This is a genomic window from Lunatimonas sp., from assembly GCF_020832325.1.
GTDB lineage: Bacteria > Bacteroidota > Bacteroidia > Cytophagales > Cyclobacteriaceae > Lunatimonas.
In genome coordinates this window covers 167,386-187,036 of record NZ_JAFIEU010000013.1, presented here as the reverse complement: position 1 = coordinate 187,036, position 19,651 = coordinate 167,386, and the positions used below count along the sequence as shown (strand labels likewise).

The following is a 19,651-nucleotide window of genomic DNA, read 5'->3' as shown; positions in this document are numbered from 1 at the left end:
ACATTTAGGCCGGGCGGACATCGGATGAAGGTCCGCCCGGAGATTGGATTGTCTGTTTAAGGCCAGTAAATGGCAAGTTTCTTTTGCAGAAAGGCAACGCTGCGCTCCAGCTGATCCATGCCGTCCACGCCGTCCTCGATGCTGATCCAAGAGTCAAAGCCCACCCGCTTGAGTTCGGTGAAGATGGCATCGTAGTCATTTAGTCCCTTTCCGATTTCCCCGTGACTAAGCCTTTTGGCGTAGCCCACAGCGCCGCCCTCCTCTTTGCGGAGATCCTCTATGGTTCCAGACTTCAGATACCTGTCACTGGCGTGCATGGTTACCACGCGATGAGATACCTTTCGAAGAAGCTCCAACGGATCCTCACCGGCTAAAAACGTATTGCTCGGGTCGTAATTGACACCAAAGTTTGGATGGTCGATCTGGTCTACCAGCATGGTAAATACATCCATTTGCTGTGCAAATTCAGGATATTCCCAGAAATCATCCTTGTAGTGGTTTTCGAGTATGAGGGTGATTCCCCGCTCCTCCGCATACGGAATACAGGCCATAATCGAATCTGCCGCCAGCTTCACGCCCTCCTCAATGCTCAATTCTGGCCTCTTTTGCCCAGAAAGTACCCGGCAATAGCTACCTCCCAACACGTGCGTCATCTCTATCCAATGCTGTTGTTTGGCAATTTCCTTTTTTCGGAACGCCTTATCCGGATGGGTAAAATCGGGTGAGCAGCACATCATGGGTATACTTTTGCCGGTATCCTCCACCATCTTTCGGAACTCAGGCCATCTGGACCTGTCCTCCATTTCCAAAAAACCGGCATACCATTCCAGGCCATCGATTTCCAACTTGCTGGCAAGATCAATCCACTCTGCTATCTTCATGCTTCCGTCCTTGCATAAGGCCTGCATAAAGGCCTTGGGGAAAGCGGCTAATTTTGGCATATTAATCGTTTGTTTAATGCGTGTTTTATTGCTTTTTATTGAATGGTGCTGGTATCCTTGGGAGCGTTTCGCCCTATCATGGGGTACTGCTCCAACTCCATTACCTGACCGCTGACCGGACCGGACTCATCTGATAGCCAAAAGACCGCCGCGGCGGCAATTTCCTTTGGCAAAATAATGCGTCGTGCAGGGGCGTACATGGCGGGAAGATTTTCGTACCAAGTATCGGAGAGTCCATGTTCCTTCTTTCGTTCGATTTCCGTTTCGGTGAGCACCCAGCCCGGATTGATCTGATTGATCTTTACCCCGTGTTCTCTAAAGAGGACATCGCCTAAGTTACGGGTCATGGTCATCAGCCCACCCTTGGAAATACTGTAGGCCAATAAATTTGGCTCCCCGCTCCATGCATTCACGGAACCAATGTTAAGCACACAGCCGGATGACTTCTCCAAATACGGCAGTGCAGCTTTGATCAGCAAAAAAGGTGCGATGGTATTGACCCTTAGTATTTTCTCCATAAAATCCGTATCGGTGCTTTCCAAATTCGACGCAGCAACGATCGCGGCGTTGTTTACCACCGCATCCAACTTGCCAAAGCGCTCTATTGCCAATTCCACCAACCTTGTGGCGGTGGATTCCTGAGCCAAATCCCCTACCAAGCTTACCGAGCGGTCTTTTCCCAGCTCCTCCACCACTTGGTCTGCCCAGTCGGCCTCTAAGCCGTGGACTACCACCTTGGCACCTTCCGCTACGGAACGGACGGCGATGGCCTTACCGATACCCGTCGTACTGCCGGTTACAATGATCACTTTATCTTTTAATCGCATGGCTAAGCGGGCTTTAACACACTCTTGACAACTTCGCCGTGGTGCATCTTTTCAAACGCCTCACGCCAGGAATCTATTTCCCAAACTCCTCCAATGATGGGCTTTACATCCAGGGTTCCAGATGCCATCAGCGCAATCACCTTTTCCCAGATGGGCCAGTTATGGCTGAAGCTGCCCTGAAGCCGTACATTTTTTTGAACAATGGGATCCAAAGAGAAATTGCAGGGCTGTTTGCCCCATCCGACTTTGGTTATTTGTCCATTTGGCCGCACCAAGTTCATCGCAATCTGCAGGGTACTGCTATGTCCGGCAGCATCCACAATCAGATCGGCACCTAAACCATCTCCAGCCTTTGCCCATTCCGTGGCATCTCCCACCAGTCCGGTAACGCCATACTGCTCGGCGATTTTCAGGCGTCCACGGTCTGCTTCCAGCCCGACTATGGCTACCTCGGCACCGTTGATTTTCGCCATAGCGGCACACAGGATCCCGATAGTTCCCGGTCCAATCACCAATACCCGGTCTCCCGGTCTCACATTGGAATTGGAAACCACCGCACTGTAAGCCACACAACTGGGCTCGGTCAGGCAGGCCTGCTCAAATGGTACATGCTCCGGAACATGATGCAGACAACGGGCCGGTACCCGTACGTATTTGGTCATTGCGCCGTTTACGCCGTATCCGAATCCTTTGCGGGTAGGGTCCAAGTTGTATAAACCTATTTTGCTCATCGGATTGCTTGGGTCTATCACCGCAGCAGTTTCACTCACTACCCGGTCGCCGACTTTCCATCCGGTTACTTGGGAACCCAATTCCGCGATACGTCCACCAAACTCGTGACCCAGCACTACCGGATAGTTGACCGGCCAGCTATGGTCTGAAGTCCACTGATGGAGGTCACTTCCGCAAACGCCCACATTCACCACTTCCAATAATACGTCCGTATCCCCAATTTGAGGTAATTCTATTTCTCTGATTTCTACAGAGCCTTTTTCCTCCGCATAATTTACTACAGCCTTGGATTTCATTGCGATTGACATGACTACATTCGATTGAGTGAATTGATTTTGGTTATTTTTTCAAGGGTACATCCCCGTAGGCATGCACTGCCTGACAGATCAAGCGAAGCGATTCCTCCAGGTTACCGTCAGCTGTCTTGAAGGCGTCGGCATCGATAGTAAGAGGAGCACCCAATACCACCAACGGAGCTCCGTACTTCGGACAAGCGATCGCCTGCTCCAAAGAAAGACCACCCACAGCCTGCACGGGTACACTTACGGCATCAACCACTTCCTTGAGTTGATCCATGGGACTGGGCATACGCTTGCCCTGAGCAGCAATACCCCTACGCTCGTCGTATCCGATATGGTGTATCACGATATCGCACCCAAGATCCTCCAACATCTTCGCTCCGGCGACCATGTCTGGGCAACCTAGATTGTCTCCCATTACCTTGGCACCAAAATCTCTTCCAGCTTGAACAACACATTTGATGGTTTCCTCGTGAGCACGTGCCATAACGACTACGTAGTCGGCTCCGGCTTTAGCCATCATCTCTGCCTCCAAGTATCCGCCGTCCATGGTTTTCAAGTCAGCCACAATGGGAACATTCGGGAATGCTTCTCGAAGCTTACGGACTCCATGCAGGCCTTCGGCCAAGATAAGCGGAGTACCTGCTTCCAGCCAATCCACACCGGCTCGCAGGGCCATAGCCGCGGTTTCCAGTGCTTCATCAATATTCGTTAGATCCAGTGAAATCTGTACGATTGGTTTCATAATGGTGTATGGGATTTAAAAGAAAAGGTTAACTATCGGTCTTCATTTTGTTGATCGACTAAAACATGCTTACTAAGTACCTTAAATCAAAGGGAAGGACTATCCATTTACCGAAAATCTGTGATTTGGCTGCGAAAAGTGCAAGCGGCATAGTCCATTAGGCAATTGCTAAGTTCAAAAATATTTGTGGGTAAAACAACTAGCTGTTTGGTTGAATTCCCGCTTTTGGCCTCAAAAACATCCAACTGAAAATCAATTAAAAAACGTTAGGTGGAACGAACCGATCCTAAATCGAAAAGAGTCGTACCATACAAACGGTCATATTACAGTATCAATTAATTAATAATAGGTTAAACGGAAAGTTGAACAAATTTTTTACCTTTAGACAAATTAATTCGTGCCCAGCGAAAAAAAATAAATAAACCCAAAACACATTGAAGAAAAGTGTAGCGTTTGTATCGGAGGCTCCCATTCGATCCGATGCGATGAAAAATCAAGAGCCCATCCCTGATAAAGACCTTTGGCAAATGTTCAAAAAGGGAAACGAATCTGCATTTATTTCTCTATACCAAACCTATTTTGAATCCCTATTTTCCTACGGCAAGAAACTAACCAAAAACGAAGCACTCCTGAAAGATGCCATTCAGGATCTTTTTATCTATTTACGTGCCAATCGGGCAACGGTAGGGGATGTGGAAAATATTAAGTTTTACCTGTTCAAATCCCTAAAAAACCGAATCCTAAAGGAAGAAAAAAAATGGTACAAGTACATCCATCCCATTGAAGCGGACTTTGACCTGGAATTTCACCCTTCGCCCGAGCAGGTGTTGATTTCCCGTCAAATTGACGAGAATCAGGTACTAAAAATCAATCAGGCACTAGGGCAGCTTAGCGCACGAAAGAAAGAGGCTATCTACTATCTGTATTTTGAGGGGATGGATTATACGCAGGTACAACATTTGATGAACATGAGCAATGTAAAATCGGCCAGAAACCTGATCTACAAAGCTTTGAAGCAACTTCGGGCGGCTTTGGAGTAGCGATTGGATCGTTGGTCGGATTTTTTTATCTTTTTTTCCAGTTTGCCGATGTCATTTGGTGGCTTTTTGACTCTTGCCTATGAAAGCAAGAGATATCTATGAGTAAAAAAATTATTTTTCTGTCTAATCCTGAATTTATCCGATGGGTAAAGGCACCCGATGAGGAACTGGAGGCCTTTTGGCAAAACTGGATGAAAGCGCACCCAGAAGACATTGCCGAAATGATGCTAGCCAGAGAACTCTTGCTTGGACTATCCAGCAAATCCTTCCCAGCAGATCCTTCCTTGAAAGAAGACCTGCTCGTGAATATCCTGAAAGGTACAAGAGGTAGTATCTCCCATAAATCAAAAAACCAGAAAACCGTCCTGTGGTTTAGAATGAATCAGTTTCGGCGGGTAGCAGCTATCCTGATCTTTGGCATCATTGCAGCCCGGATATTGGCACAGCTTTTCGTCCAAACGCCCACCGTAGAGCCGGAAGAACCGATCGTATGGATTACCAAAACTACCAACCCCGGAGAGAAGCTCAAGCTCGGACTACCGGATCAATCGGAGGTTTGGCTGAACGCCTCAAGCAGGTTGGAGTATCCGGAGCGCTTTAACGACACCGAACGAACGGTGAGACTTTCCGGCGAAGCTTTTTTCGTCGTAGAGCCAGATCCGAAACGAAGTTTTACGGTCGAAACAGCTACACTGACCACCCGGGTCTTGGGAACCTCTTTCAACGTGAAGGAAGAAACCAACGGTACCATCACCAAAGTAGCTCTACTGACGGGCAGTATTCAGATACAGTCCCGGGAATCTCCCAATGAAAGGATCTTGGTGCCTGGAGAAGAAGGAGTCTATGATGCAAAGAATTCGTCCTTGGAAATCCGCGGATTTGATCAGCGGGCTACGGCAGGATGGATGGACGGATGGCTTGTTTTCAGAAACAGCCCATTCGGCGAAGTGCTTTTGCGCTTGGAGCAATGGTACGGCGTTACGATAGCCGTTGAGGGCACCGAACAACGAAAGTGGAACTATTCGGGAGAATTCCAACATGAAACCCTCCAAAACGTCCTGGAAAGCATGGCATTCTCAGAAAACTTTACTTACCAAATCAAAGATAAACACGTAACCATCAAATTATAACCCTATGAAAAAAGCCCGAGATAACACAAGTTAAAAAAAGCCAACTGAATGAATCAGTTGGCCCATGATTCGTCTTTGCCTGTCAAAACATTGGGGAATGGGATGCAGACAGAGACTTAGTTTATAGAAATAATCCAATAAACATTCCAAAATTATGAAATTAAAATTACAAAAGACAATCTATATGTTGTCCCGTTACTTCCTATTCGGATTTGTAATACAAATGTTGATCTTCAACTTTGTCTTGGCAGTGAACGTTAATGGGCAATATAAATCCATTGACGAGGTGAGGGTACAGATAGACCGAGAGGTTTTGACCCTTCAGCAGTTTTTTTCCATTGTTCAAAAGCAAACACCTTTCCAGTTTTCTTATGACCATAAGGACCTAGACCGCGGTACGCTGGTGTATTTGGAAAAGGCCGACGGCACGGTAGAGGATTACCTCACAGATATTTCAAAGCAAACCGCCATAGCTTTCCGCCAACTAAACCACAGCATCAATGCGAAAAAGGTGGTTAGAGAAGTTGGTCTGGCAAACGAGGCCCCTGTGGATATTACCGTGCGGGGCGTAGTGAAAGACGATAGTGGCGAGGCCCTTCCCGGAGCAACGGTCACCGTGGAAGGTGCTGCACGCGGAACTGTCACTGACATCGATGGACGTTATACATTGGAAGTACCGGAAGGTGCCGTATTAGTGGTCTCCTTTATCGGATACAAAGTGATGCGCGTTCCGGTGGGCAATCGCACCGAAATCAATGTGACGTTGGAGCCGGACGAATCTTCCCTACAGGAGGTCGTAGTAGTCGGCTATGGATTGCAGAAAAAAGCCGATCTCACCGGTTCTATCGGCTCACTGAAAGAGGAGTCCTTTAACAAAGGGGTTATTGTCTCCCCAGAACAGCTATTGCAGGGTAAAATAGCCGGTGTCAACGTAACAGCTTCCAGCGGCGAGCCAGGCGCAGCCTCCCGAATGACCATTCGTGGCCCAGGGTCCGTCCGAACAGGCAGCGGCCCGCTGTTTGTGGTAGATGGGGTGGCCTTGGACAATGCCTCCACCACCATTGGCGGTGCCGATTTAGGTGTGGGTGGTGCGGCACCTGCAAACCCGCTGAACTTCCTTAACCCGTCCGATATTCTATCCATAGACGTTCTGAAGGACGCATCGGCTACAGCCATCTATGGCTCTAGAGGTGCCAACGGCGTGGTACTGATCACCACCAAAAAAGGGGACGCCTCTGATCCTAAGTTAAATTATTCGAGCAGTTTTGCCCTTTCACAAGTAACTAAAACCATAGATGTACTCAGTGCCCAACAGTTTCGGGATTTTACGAACCAATTTGGAGACCCCGCCAATTTGGGGACGGCTGACACATTTTGGCAAGATCAAATTTTCAGGACTGGCTTTGCCCAAGACCATAATATTTCCTATGGGGGCGGCACCAGAAACGGCAATTTCTTTGCTTCCCTCAGTGCCTTAGACCAAGAAGGCGTGGTGATGAATAGCTCGATGAAGCGATACACGGCCCGAATGAACATGACCCAACGCTTTGTCAATGACCGCCTGAGTTTTGGCATCAACCTAACGACTAGCCATACCCGCAACGACTCCCCTCCGATCGGAGACAATGCCGGCGTTGGTGGAGATGCCCTGTCCAATGCACTCACCGCAAACCCTACCTACCCTACCCGAAATGCTGACGGTTCGGCCTATCTATTTCCGGAGGGAATCAACCCGCTGATGATGATGGACCTGTTTACCGACTTCTCAAAAGTAAACCGTGTGCTTGGAAACATCGAAGTAGGATTTGAAATTCTAAAAGGACTGGAATATAGATTAAACGTAGCCGTAGATAATTCGACCGGAACAAGGATTAGTCAGATTGGACGCCATTCGGTGCAGCGTTTGCCACATCCCGGTGGTAGACTACAAGATGCCACCACCGAAAATGGCAATTTTCTTACAGAAAGCTTTCTTAATTATGGGTTTAGTCTAGGTGAAGGAAAACATAACTTTTCGCTTTTAGCCGGCTATTCCTATCAAAAATTCAACAACTCCTTCCGTTTCTGGAGCATCAACAATTTCGCCACCACGGAAATCGAAGCGTACCGAAATCCAGGTATTGGATCCGATCTATCCATCGGCATCAATAGACCTGGAGGAGGAGCCTCCATAAACGAGCTTCAATCGTATTTTAGCCGAGTGAATTATAACTACGTCGAAAAATACTATCTCACAGCTACCATGCGTGCAGATGGCTCCTCCCGATTTGGTGGAAACAACCGATATGGCTATTTCCCTTCCTTTTCCGCGGCATGGCAGTTATCCAGCGAAGGCTTCCTTTCTGGTTCTTCTTCATTGAGCAATCTCCGTATGCGTGCCGGATGGGGCAGAACAGGTAATCAGGACATCCCTTCCTATATCACACAGCAGCAGCTTACAGTCAATACCGGGCCTGGATCAGGCTATGCACTGACACCTGGTGCCAACTCCCCAGTTTCTCCGGGTATCAACTTCGTGAGGCTGCAAAATCCCGATATAAAATGGGAGGTTTCCACTCAGACAAATATTGGCTTTGATTTTGGATTCTTCAATGAAGAACTATATGGTACCGTGGATGTTTTCCGGAAGGTATCCAGTGACATCTTGTGGGAAACCCAAACGGGAGTAGACCCCATTGTGGCAACCTCTTCGTTTTGGAGCAACTATCCGATGGAGATCGAGAACAGCGGTTTGGAACTGGCTTTGGGATTCCGTAAAAACATCAGTACCGATTTTCGACTGGATATCGGTGGAAATATCAGCTTCCTGCGAAATAACGTCACCAACTTACCTGTTACCATTCTTCGAACCGGAGGCATCAGTGGACCGGGGCTTTCCGGAGTACAGGTAAATGGTTTTTTGAACAATTTTCCGGTGGGAACTTTTTGGGTGCACGAGTGGATCGGTCTAAACGAAGCTGGATTGAATCAGTTTAGGGATGTGGATGGAGATGGTCTGATTACCGACGCCGACTTTGTTAACGGCGGATCGGGACTGCCCCGTACCATTTATGGATTCTACACTAGCGCCAATTACAAGCGCTTCGATCTGACCGTAAACTTCAACGGGGTGTCGGGAAATAAAATCTATTGGAACGACGAAAATGCCTATTTTAACCTACCCCGCCTGGTGGCTGGCAATAATGTGGCAACACGCGTTCTGGATTATCCGAACGAGGCCCGAACCAACTCTGCGTCTCCGTCCACTCGATTTATCCACGATGGTAGTTTCCTTAGGCTAAACAATGCCAGTTTGGGGTATAATTTTAACACCAGTAGCATCGACTGGCTTCAAAACCTGCGGCTGAGTGTTACCGGGCAAAACCTCCTCACCTTTACCAATTATCCTGGATTTGACCCCGAGGTAGATACCCCAAGATCACAAGGTGGTTTTGTCTCCACCGGTATCGATGGCACCCGCTATCCTACTGCAAGGGGCTTGGTTTTTGGACTAAACGTTACATTCTAAGCGCAATCAACCATGAAAAATATAGCAATTACCATCATTACACTGTTTCTCTTTGTCGGTTGTACAGACCTCACCGAAGAAATTCTGGACACAGCGGTAGGCCAGGGCGTGTTAGAATCCCCGGAAGCATCCGACCAGATACTGGCACCGGTCTATGCACGGATGAACGATATGTACGGAAGCCACAATTGGCTTTTCAACCTGCAATCCATCGCATCGGACGAATCCATCGTTCCGTTTAGAGGGGGCACCGATTGGTTTGACGGAGGTATCTTTATCGAGATGCATCAGCACAGTTGGACGCCCTTTCATGCTACGGTGCGTAACGTTTGGTCCCACGTGACCCAAGGAATCGCCCGTGCCGCCGGAGCGCAGCAGACTATCGCCGCTATCAATGGTCCGGAAAGATACGTCGCTGAGGCCAGGGCAATGGGTGCATTTTACAACTATCTGCTCTTAGACCACTATGGAATTTCCTTTCGCAAGCTGCCTGAGGAAGTAGGTACCCCGATTCTATCCACCGTATTTCGTGGCGAAGAGGCATTCAATTACATCATCGATGAAATCAACGCGGTAGAACCGCAGCTAGGAACGAAAGCGGAGGTTGGCTCGACCCGCTTTTCGAAAGCTGCGGCTTGGGGTCTAAAGGCACGTATGCTGCTAAACAAAGCCGTCTATGTGAACCGATATGCCCCCAGCTTTAGCTTTGACAATGCCGATATGGCGCAGGTAGTCCAATACACCACCCAGATCATCAATTCGGGCGAATACGCGTTGGAGACAGAGGACTACTTCTCTATTTGGAACATCAACAACCACGACCACAAGGAGCATGTGTTTGCCTTCGATCAGCGGTTGGAAACCAATGGATCCAACCGGCATGCCTGGTTTGGTACTTCCAGAAGCCGCCACGGTTCTCTCACCAACATCCTGGCAGTAGGTAGCGACGGCGTTTCGTTGACCACAGACTTTTACAACAAATGGGAGGGCAATCGGGACGATCCCAGGTATTTCCAGCGCAATCTTCCGGACGGCGGATCGGTACCAGATAGTGAATTCAGATGGAACCGCGGCATTCAGGTAGGTCAACAATACGGAATCGTACTGGACGAAAACAATCGCTTCAAACGCACCGCTAACGGTGAGTTGGTCATCGAAAAGCTGGTAAACCGTACCCGTACTGGGGAAGATGTAGTATACACCGTAGAAGTGGACCTTAACAATAACCGGGGCCATAGCAACGGGCCCAGAGCCTTCAAAATCGCTTTCGACCCCATGGCGCAGACAGGTCAATGCTGTAGCAGGGTCAACATCCCCATTATCCGAATGGGAGATGTCTACTTGATGAGGGCTGAAGCAGAGCTTCGACGGGGCAACCCGGAGGCTGCGCTGTCCGATGTCAACACCCTTCGCGCAGCAAGGGGTGCCCGGCTACTCGGCTCCATAGACTTGGAAAGCCTCTATTTGGAAAGAACCTACGAACTTTACGTGGAGTTTTTGGCCCGCACCGATGCGATTCGATTTGGAAAATGGGAAAGTCAGTGGATCGACAAGTCCAGTTCCAACCCCATTCGACGGGTATACCCCATCCCCCAAAACGTGATGGACGCCGCCAGCGGATCTCCCGGATACTTGGAGCAAAATCAAGGATACTAAAATTAGAAGCCAATACTAAAAAGGGCTGCTTCTGTGATAGAAGCAGCCCTTTTTATTGTTTGATACTTGGCTTTTTGGATCAGATTAGACGACCCAACCGAAAAATTGGATTAAAAAAACTAGTCTGCTACAGGTCGCTCCTGTCCTATCCTTCGTCTCTCAGACAGGCTCGGTTTCGAATGATGAAATCGAGCATGACGCAAGCTACACACCGTTGGATAACTATGGTACATGCGACCTGTGTGCCGATAGGCAGAGATTCCATGGGACCATTGATGAACAATTATAGGAAATTAACTTCAAACCAACTGTTTGATCAGCAATTTCAACTGACTTTTGACTACTCTTTTAAAGTTGCCAAAAAACTCACCAAGTCCCTGATCTCCCTTCGGCTCAGGTATTGTTTCATATCTGGCATACTGGAAGGAGCATCCCTTCGGGCCACCACGTGTTCCTTCAATACAACGGTGTCCGGCTTGTTACCCATCTGAACCGTAATACTCAAATCGTTTTCGGCTGCCTTGATACCGGCAAGCTTCTTATCATCCTTGAGGTCCAACATCACCACCCCAAATCCAGGAGCCAGGCGCTTGCTGGGATCTATGATTGCCTCGAGCAGTTCCTGACGGTTCAGCAGTTTCCCTATCCCATTCAATTTTGGCCCTGCATTGCCCCCGAAATCGTCGTATGCATGGCATTTTATACATTGTCCGGTGGGATGCTGAAAGAAAATTCGCCTCCCCTTGGATTCATCCCCGCCATACATGCTGCCATAATAAGAAGCCAATACCTGATCTTCGGAGTAATTGCTGACAATTTTCCCGTATTTGGCGTTTAACGATTCATCATCCAAGGCCTCAAGGGTCTCGTATAATTCCAGCTCAATCTCTGCGAGCAACACTCCCTTTTCAAGCTTATCCAGCAGCCCGTCCAAAATGGGTCTCACCGCATCTACCTGTACCTTGGCAAGGGACAACAAAGCGGCCTGACGTTCCTCGACCGTTTGCTTTTCCACCACGTCGGCCAAAAGGTTGGCCTTGAGTTGTTCGGAGATCTCCAATTTTTCAATCAAGCCCAATCCAGCTACACGGACATTTTTCACCTTGTCCGAGAGCGCTATTTCAATCGCCTCAGCGACTTGGGAAGCATTCATTTCTGCCAGTGCCAGCAAACCAGCTTCCCTTGCCGAAGGAGAAGGATCCGCCCGCAATATGGCCAGCATTCGGTCTTCCGCAGCTTGTAATTGCAGCTTTGCGGCGGCACGCATGGCCCCAACGCGGATGGATTCCTCCGACCCTGCCATCAGGTCCAATAGCATGCTTTCTGCCGCCAACTTCAACTCGGTAGGATCCCGCTGAACCTCCCCCCTATACCTTCCATCAACCCGATCCAGCACCGAGGGTTTCGCCCATGTACCTAGTGCTTCTATCGCCTCCACACGCATGGCAGCAGGCGCACGGGTGTTTGCGGCATATGCGAGCAAGTTATTCATACTTTGGGTGGTACCCAGCCTGAGATTTGCTCCAATGGCCCGCCTGATAATGGGCTCTCCGGTGAATTTAGGATCTGCAAGCAACTCTGCCAGCGCAGGCAGCGCATCGGGAATGGAAAAATCATCGTTAATGGCCCTTGCAGCTTCTGCCACCACATACTCATCGGCATCAGCCAGGAAGGCTGCCACCCCGGGATCTTCCATACGTCTCAGAGCTACTACCGCCGCAGTGCGTAAAGCCCGGGAAGGGTGGTCCTTTAACGCGGTCAATGCTTTCGCATCTCCTATCCGTGCCAATGCCAAGCTCCCAGCATGTCGCAAGTAAACGTCTTCATCGTTGTTTTCTTCCAGCATGTGTATGATCGGTCCCACAGCTGCTGGGTTTTCTATTCGTCCCAACGCCTCGGCCGCAAAAAACCTCACACGCGCGTGGGGGTCATTCAGCAACGGCAAAAGATCCTTTCCTGCTGATACAAACCTTATATCACCTAACCATCTAGCCGTCTGTGCACGTATTTCAGGATCCTGGTCTTGCAAATAGGGAACAAGCATTTCTGCGGACTTGGAGTTTATGGAAGCAAGCTGCCGTACCCCCCATATCGCATGAACACGGGCATGTTGGTTGGATGCCTGAGCCAGCTGCCGGGCAAAGACTTCCTCGGCCTTGCTGCCTTTCTTTACCAGCGCAAACTGAGCTTTGCGCCGGATACGTTGATCATCGTGCCCCAGCAACTGCTCCAACTCATCCAAACTCTTTTGGTTAAAATCTGTGAGCAGCAGCTCCTTGGTCTGTCTCCTAATATCCCAAGTGGCTCCACTGGGGTCGTCCATCTTCCAAACCCGTCCGTAACCCTTATTGACCCATCCGTCTATCCAGTCTGAAAAATAAAGTGCACCATCTGGTCCGAAATCCATACCCGTAGCCAAAATTCCCCCCATTAGTTGCTCGGTTTCCTGTAGCTCAAACCCCGCCCCTTTTGGAGTGAGTTTAAACGCATGTATACCGGACCGAGCTGGATTACCCGCAAACTCGGCGACAAAAAAGGTGTTTTTCCAAGTTGGACCCAGCGCTGTGCCGGGATTGTACAGCATGCCCGTGGGACCATTTACATAGTTGGCGATGGTTGGAATAAAATAAGCTGCCTGATCGGGAGACCGGGGAGTATGCATGTTTTCGTCCATCCATACCTTATACCCATTGTTATCAGGATCACGGTATTTTCCAAACTGCCAATTGATACGCCATCCGGTATCTGACCCATCCACCAGGTAGACCAATCGCTCCCGTTCACCGCGGTGGTCGCCATCGTTGTCTACGCTAATTAGGTTACCATATTCGTCAAATACGAATTCGTGGGTATTCCGTACTCCCATGGCAAAAACCTCAAATTCACTGCCATCGGTGTTGCAACGCACCACTACCCCTCGGTTGGGGAAATGCCACTTCTTTCCCGTAGCGTCAACACCACTAAAACCGATGTCACCTATGCCCCAGTAGATCTTTCCTTCAGGACCTATCGTCAAACCAGACATATTGTGTCCCCCAAAACCAATATGAACGCCAAAGCCGTGCATCAGAGACACCTTGGTATCCATCAATCCGTCTCCATTTGTGTCGGTAAGCTTCCAGAGGTCCGGCGCCACCCCGACAAAAAGCTCCCCCTCGTGATACAAAACCGCGCCGGCCACATCGGTAATTTCCTCGTGGAAGTCCTCCACGACCAGTTGCGCAAGGTCTGCCAATCCAGATCCATCGGTATCTTCCAGCCGGTAAACGTTTTCCTTCTCGACCGTCAGATCCCTCCAGTCGTGCGACCCATCTTGATTGATGTCTGGAAGCCATTGGTTCCGATCGGAATTTTCAGCCCTCAATTCTTCCCGTATAAAAGCCCGTCGGTCCTCTACAGACTGCATCTTGATAGAAGCAATCTCCCAATCCTGATGACTTCGGATATCAAACTCTGAAATTTTCCTGCGGTTGGTTCGCGAATAGAACAACCTTCCGGCTTCGTCAAAGCGAATGGAAATGGGATCGGCTACCAGGGAATCTACCGCCCATACACTGAGGCGCAAATCCTCGTGCAAAGCAGGCTTGACGATTTCCTCCACCGCGGTAGCTAGACCCCGAGCCGTCTGTTCATCGATCGTCTTGATGCGGAGATCGGTAGGTTCGCTTTTTTTGCATGCTGCCAAGCTAACACTCAGCAAAACCAAGGCGAAGGCAAAGCTGCGGATACTTTGAATGATGGTTAATGTACTTGGGTATATCATAAGATTAAAAAACCCCTAAGGGCTACACGGCTTATGGTTTGGTTCTTTGGTCTTTTTCGTTACTCATTTTCGGTGAGTGTAGCCAGAAAGCTTACCACATCCCGAATTTCTCTTCTAGAAAGCAATCCTTTCATGTCCGGCATACTGGAAGGGGCATCCTTCCGCTCTTTGACTTGGTCTTTTTTGACCTCCTTATCCGGGTTATTACCCATTTTTAAAAAGAGGCTTGTTGCGGTTTCCTTTTCCAGTACCCCTGAAACCGTTTCTCCGTCATTCAGGGTAAGTGTTACTACGCCAAAGCCCGGAGCTAATCGCTTGCTTGGATCAATCAGTGCTTCCAATAGCTGTTCCCGCGATAGCAGCTTGCCTACGCCATTCATACTCGGTCCGGCATTCCCTCCGTAATCGTTATAAGCATGACAGCGTATACACTGTGCCGTTTGATGCTGGAAGAAAATACCCCGTCCACGACGTTCATCACCTCCATACATGCTTCCACGATAAGAAGCTAGGATCTGATCCGGCGTTAGCTTTTCCTGAATAGCCGCATAGCGGCTTTGAAGCTCCTCCGAACCACTGGATTGCAAGGCTTCGCCAAGTTCGAGCTCAATTTCGGGGGAAAGGTTATTTCGCTCCAACTTATCAAGGAGGCCATGGAATACCGGACCTGAAAATTCAACCTGAACTTTGCCCAGCGTAATCAATGCAGCCTGACGTTCTTCTAATGTTTGTTTTTCGATCACATCAGACAACAAGCCCGCCATCAAATCTGCGCTTACATTCAAATTTTCTAATAAGTCCAATCCGGCCACGCGCACATTTTTGGCCCTATCGGTCAATGCGCGCTCGATCGCCCTGTCGTTACCTTCCCAATTCAGTGCTGCCAAGGACCGCAAGGATGCTTCCCTAACCTCCGGCTGCGGATCTTTTTCCAGTAAGGCAAACAATCTATCTGCGGATTCACCAATTTCCAGTTTACCGATGGCTTTTACCGCTGAGATACGGATCGCTTCGTCGCCGCTGACTAACAGGTTCATCAACGGTGCTGAAGAGGCCATGCGTACTTCCTTGGGATCACGTTCTAGTTTTCCTCGGTTTCGTCCGTCTACCCGATCCAATACGGAAGGTTTGGCCCAGGTACTTAGGGCTTCCAGTGCTTCTACCCTCATGGCTGTAGGAGCGGTTGCCCTATTCGCGTAGTCAATTAGGTTTTTCATTGCTTCCGTAGTACCTACCCGTAGGTTGGCGTTAATGGCCCTGCGGATCAAAGGTTCTGAGGTAAAACGTGTCTCCCTGAGGGTATTGCCCAAATCTGGCAAAGCTTCTGGAATAGAAAAATCATCGTTGATGGCCCTGGCAGCCTCAGCCACCACATACTCATCAGAATCCCGCAAAAACACCCTTACGCCGGGATGTTCCATCCTTCGCAGGGCTACTACTGCCGCAGTCCGTACGGCGCTGGAAGGGTGGTCTGAAAGGACTATGATCGGCTCAGCTTTTCCAATACGTGCCAACGCAAGGCTTCCTGCATGCCTGAGGTACACATCTTCCCCATCGTTTTCTTCCAACATCTTCACCAAGGACTGAATAGCAGGCTCGTAGCCAATCCTACCCAAGGCCTCTGCCGCAAAAAAACGGGCTCTTGCGAAGGAATCCGATAAGAGGGGTGCTATTGATTCTCCCGCAGGTTGAAAACGCAAATCTCCCAACCAACGAGCAGCCTGTGCCCTGATTTCGTCGTCGGAATCACCTAAAAGAGGCACCAAAACGGCTGCGTCTGCCTGGCCTGAGCGGGCCATTTGAGCGATACCCCAAATGGCATGCACCCGCGCCATGCGATTGTCTCTTTGTGCCAACTGTTGCTCAAAAACCTGCGACCCCTTCTTACCTTTTTTAGCCAGTGCAAACTGTGCCTTCCGGCGAATACGCTGATCTTCATGTCCCAGTAACGTCGAAAGACGCTCCAAGTCAAATTTCTCAAAATCCTGTCCTATCAACTCGGCCGTCTCTTTTTTGGCTGGCCAATTGGCTCCCTCCTTATCGTCAATCTTCCATACACGCCCCGCATCTTTGGTACCCCATCCGTCAATCCAATCGGCAAAATATAGGGATCCATCCGGACCGAAGTCCATACCCGTAGCCAAGATACCCCCCATGATTTTCTTCGTCTCTGCCAATTCAAAACCGGCCCCCTTAGGCGCCAACTTAAAAGCATGAATGCCCGAGCGAGCAGGGTTACCCACAAATTCCGCCACAAAGAAAGTATTTTTCCAGGCCGGGCTTAGAGCTGTACCCGGATTGTAAAGCATCCCGGTGGGTCCATTGACATAATTAATGATAGGAGGAATGAAGTAGGCAGCCTTGTCGTCAGACTGAGGCGTATGCATGTTTTCATCCATCCAGATTTTATAGGTATTGTTGTCGGGGTCACGGTATTTTCCAAACTGCCAGTTTGTCCTCCAACCGGTATCGGATCCATCTACCAAGTAGACCAGGCGCTCCCGCTCTCCCCGGTGGTCACCGTCATTATCCACACTGATCAAGTTGCCGAACTCATCAAAGACAAACTCGTGGGTATTTCTAACACCCATCGCAAAAATCTCAAAATCAGTACCATCCGGATTGGACCGGGCAATTACTCCTCTATTGGGGTATTTCCACTCTGTGCCGTCCGGACCTATCCCGTTGAATCCAATATCCCCTATACCCCAATAAACACGGCCATCGGGACCCATTTCCAACCCGGACATCCCGTGCCCACTAAATCCTACGTGAATCCCATAACCATGGGAAATCGATTCCTTTTGCTGCATCAAGCCATGCTTGGGGTGTTCTTTGATACGCCACATATCGGGTCCTACACCGACAAACAAATCATCGCCAAACTTCATCACGGCGCCGGCCACGTCGGTCACCTCATCGTTAAAGTCCTCCACGACCAATTGATATTTGTCGGCTACCCCGTCTCCGTCCGTATCTTCCAATCGGTAAATGCGTTCCTTCTCCACCGTCATGTCTCGCCAATCGTGCGAACCGTCTCCATTGACATCCTTGAGCCACTGATTTTTTTCGCTATGCTCCGGTGCCAATACCTTCCGCAAAAAAGCCCTCTTTTCATCGATGGATTGCAGACTAATCGATTCGATTTCCCAATCCTGGTGCCTACGGATATCAAATTCAGAGTTCTTTTGACGAATCGTACGGCTATAATATAACCGTCCCTGCTCGTCAAAATCAATGGATATAGGGTCATAGACCAGGGAATCGGAAGCCCAAAGCTTGAGTACCAGTCGTTCATCCAATTCTGGATTTACCAGAGATTCAACTTCGGCAGCCACCTTTCTGGCGAATTCAGGATCTAATTGCTTGATGCGAAGATCCTCAGGTGGCGATTCGCAGGAGAACAAGGTCACTTCTACAAAAAGGAGTCCCAACGCCAGGTTGGTCAGGGAATAGGTTGCTACGTTTGATTTCAATTTCATATAGACTCTAGAGTTTCACCAGGCTAAAAAAACCTGATAAGGTAATTTCGGGCTGTAATATAAGTAAAAGAAGATGGCTTGAAAATTGTTTTTTGACAAACCCCCTGAATTGGCCATAAGCCTGCCAGTTTGTAGATCAATGGGAATTCCCCGTCAACTTTTGCTTTTCAACCGCTTGACACTATTGGCCATGGAGCGATAATTGTGATACGCCGTTTTCCAAATATGGCCCTTTTGGGAGGTTTTATAGTGGGGCTGCTTATCGATACCTCCAGCAAACCATTCTCCATGTTCGTGGTCTATCAAATAGTTGTCAATGTAGTCCCACTGAAGCTCAAACTTTGAAAAATAGTCCCAGGGATCCTCGGGGTAAATGTCTGCCATGATCAGAAGTGTATTCAGCCCCTCAGCCTGAGTCCACCAATTTTTCGTGTCTTTCACCACACGCGGTTCGGACTCCCCTTTAAAATAATAGCCTCCATCGTAAAATCCGCCCTTCTCATTGTCCCAACCATACTTCAACGCATGATCTACCATCTTCTTACCCACTGACCAGGTCTTTTCATCATGTGCCCGTCCAAGGGCTTCTGAAGCCTCCATCATTAAATAGGCCGTCTCCACGTCGTGTCCATAAGAAACGTGATCGATGGCATGATGTTGTTCGATCATGGAGTCACTGGAATCGCGAAAACTAACGGGTGTAAAATCGGGATACAAAAACAATTGCAAGTATCCCTCCGGCTGCACGATCTTATCCCGGATTATCTCCAACAACTCCTCCAAACGCTGCTTCAGCAGCGGGTCTTGCCATACATGGTACAGTTCGGTAAACGCCTCTAACAGGTGTATAGAACTGTTTTGGTCTTTGTATCCGATGGTGGAAGTCGAGGGCGTTTCACTGTTGCGCTGCAGTGGAGTGCCATCAACGGCCAAATTCTGAAAATACCCTCCATATTGGGGGTCGTAGCTGTGTTCCTCCAGCCACATAAACGCCTTTTTGGCAAGGTCCAACGCCTCTTCATTTTTACTTACCGCGTAGTAAGCTGCCAGTCCGTAAATACCGAAGGCGTTGCCATAGGCCGTTTTTGCATCCGGGCCTGAGGATATCACCTCGCCTTCCTTGGTCAAAAGCGTATGAAACCCACCAAACTCGGTATCCCAAAACTTGTCCCTGATAAACGCAAAGCCATGATCTGCGCCCTCTCGGTAATGGGATACCGAGGGGTAATCCGCTGCTGCCTTTGAGGTGGTCCATAAGTGCCTGGCTTGGGAAACAATCATCTTGTTTTGGCGTTCGGAAGGCGTAAAGTCGTACTCAAAGGCACTGATATACCCTCCATCTTCCAAGTCATAGGCAGCGGGATACCATTTGCTCAAAATATTCGATTGGATGGATTTCTCAAATTGCTCCGCATATTCCTGCCGGATGGACTTGGATTCGGATTGCTGGCAAGAGGCTACTGCAAACGATGCTGCGAGTAACGAAAAGACCACAAAAAGGAGGTTTCTTGACATGGTGAGCTGGGTT

General features: G+C 49.1%; 11 protein-coding genes. 4 read left to right on the top strand and 7 right to left on the bottom strand.

Annotation, left to right across the window (positions count from 1 at the left end; all coding sequences use genetic code 11):
- Nucleotides 1-56: 56 nt before the first annotated feature.
- Genes JJU34_RS04980 through JJU34_RS04965 form a run of 4 tightly spaced genes read right to left on the bottom strand, consistent with a single transcriptional unit; the run spans nt 57 to nt 3,544 of the window.
- Nucleotides 57-941: a sugar phosphate isomerase/epimerase family protein gene (locus tag JJU34_RS04980; protein WP_228691220.1), complete on the bottom strand. Its 885-nt coding sequence runs from the start codon at nt 939-941 to the stop codon at nt 57-59.
- 35 nt (nt 942-976) lie between these two features.
- A complete protein-coding gene (locus JJU34_RS04975; protein ID WP_228691219.1) occupies nt 977-1,768 on the bottom strand; it encodes an SDR family oxidoreductase in 792 nt (263 codons plus the stop codon).
- Nucleotides 1,769-1,770: 2 nt separating this feature from the next.
- Complete coding sequence (locus tag JJU34_RS04970) at nt 1,771-2,808, bottom strand: zinc-binding dehydrogenase (RefSeq protein ID WP_228691218.1); 1,038 nt, start codon at nt 2,806-2,808, stop codon at nt 1,771-1,773.
- Between the two features lie 31 nt (nt 2,809-2,839).
- Nucleotides 2,840-3,544, bottom strand: coding sequence for an orotidine 5'-phosphate decarboxylase / HUMPS family protein (locus JJU34_RS04965; RefSeq protein ID WP_228691217.1), 705 nt, complete (start codon nt 3,542-3,544; stop codon nt 2,840-2,842).
- Between the two features lie 434 nt (nt 3,545-3,978).
- Here JJU34_RS04965 and JJU34_RS04960 point away from each other — a divergent pair, with 434 nt between their 5' ends.
- From JJU34_RS04960 to JJU34_RS04945, 4 genes are all read left to right on the top strand, one after another.
- Nucleotides 3,979-4,584 carry a sigma-70 family RNA polymerase sigma factor gene (locus JJU34_RS04960; protein ID WP_228691216.1) on the top strand — a complete coding sequence of 202 codons (606 nt, stop codon included), beginning with the start codon at nt 3,979-3,981 and terminating at the stop codon, nt 4,582-4,584.
- Between the two features lie 98 nt (nt 4,585-4,682).
- Complete coding sequence (locus JJU34_RS04955) at nt 4,683-5,714, top strand: FecR family protein (protein ID WP_228691215.1); 1,032 nt, start codon at nt 4,683-4,685, stop codon at nt 5,712-5,714.
- Nucleotides 5,715-5,868: 154 nt separating this feature from the next.
- Nucleotides 5,869-9,222 carry a TonB-dependent receptor gene (locus JJU34_RS04950; RefSeq protein ID WP_228691214.1) on the top strand — a complete coding sequence of 1,118 codons (3,354 nt, stop codon included), beginning with the start codon at nt 5,869-5,871 and terminating at the stop codon, nt 9,220-9,222.
- 12 nt (nt 9,223-9,234) lie between these two features.
- The gene (locus JJU34_RS04945) at nt 9,235-10,878 is read left to right on the top strand and encodes a RagB/SusD family nutrient uptake outer membrane protein (protein ID WP_228691213.1); all 1,644 of its coding nucleotides are present in this window, start codon (nt 9,235-9,237) and stop codon (nt 10,876-10,878) included.
- 340 nt (nt 10,879-11,218) lie between these two features.
- Here JJU34_RS04945 and JJU34_RS04940 read toward each other — a convergent pair whose 3' ends face one another.
- The 3 genes from JJU34_RS04940 to JJU34_RS04930 form a co-directional block, all read right to left on the bottom strand.
- Complete coding sequence (locus tag JJU34_RS04940; protein WP_228691212.1) at nt 11,219-14,641, bottom strand: HEAT repeat domain-containing protein; 3,423 nt, start codon at nt 14,639-14,641, stop codon at nt 11,219-11,221.
- Nucleotides 14,642-14,700: 59 nt separating this feature from the next.
- Nucleotides 14,701-18,123, bottom strand: coding sequence for a HEAT repeat domain-containing protein (locus JJU34_RS04935; protein ID WP_228691211.1), 3,423 nt, complete (start codon nt 18,121-18,123; stop codon nt 14,701-14,703).
- Between the two features lie 153 nt (nt 18,124-18,276).
- Nucleotides 18,277-19,638, bottom strand: coding sequence for an AGE family epimerase/isomerase (locus JJU34_RS04930; RefSeq protein WP_228691210.1), 1,362 nt, complete (start codon nt 19,636-19,638; stop codon nt 18,277-18,279).
- Between the last annotated feature and the right edge of the window lie 13 nt (nt 19,639-19,651).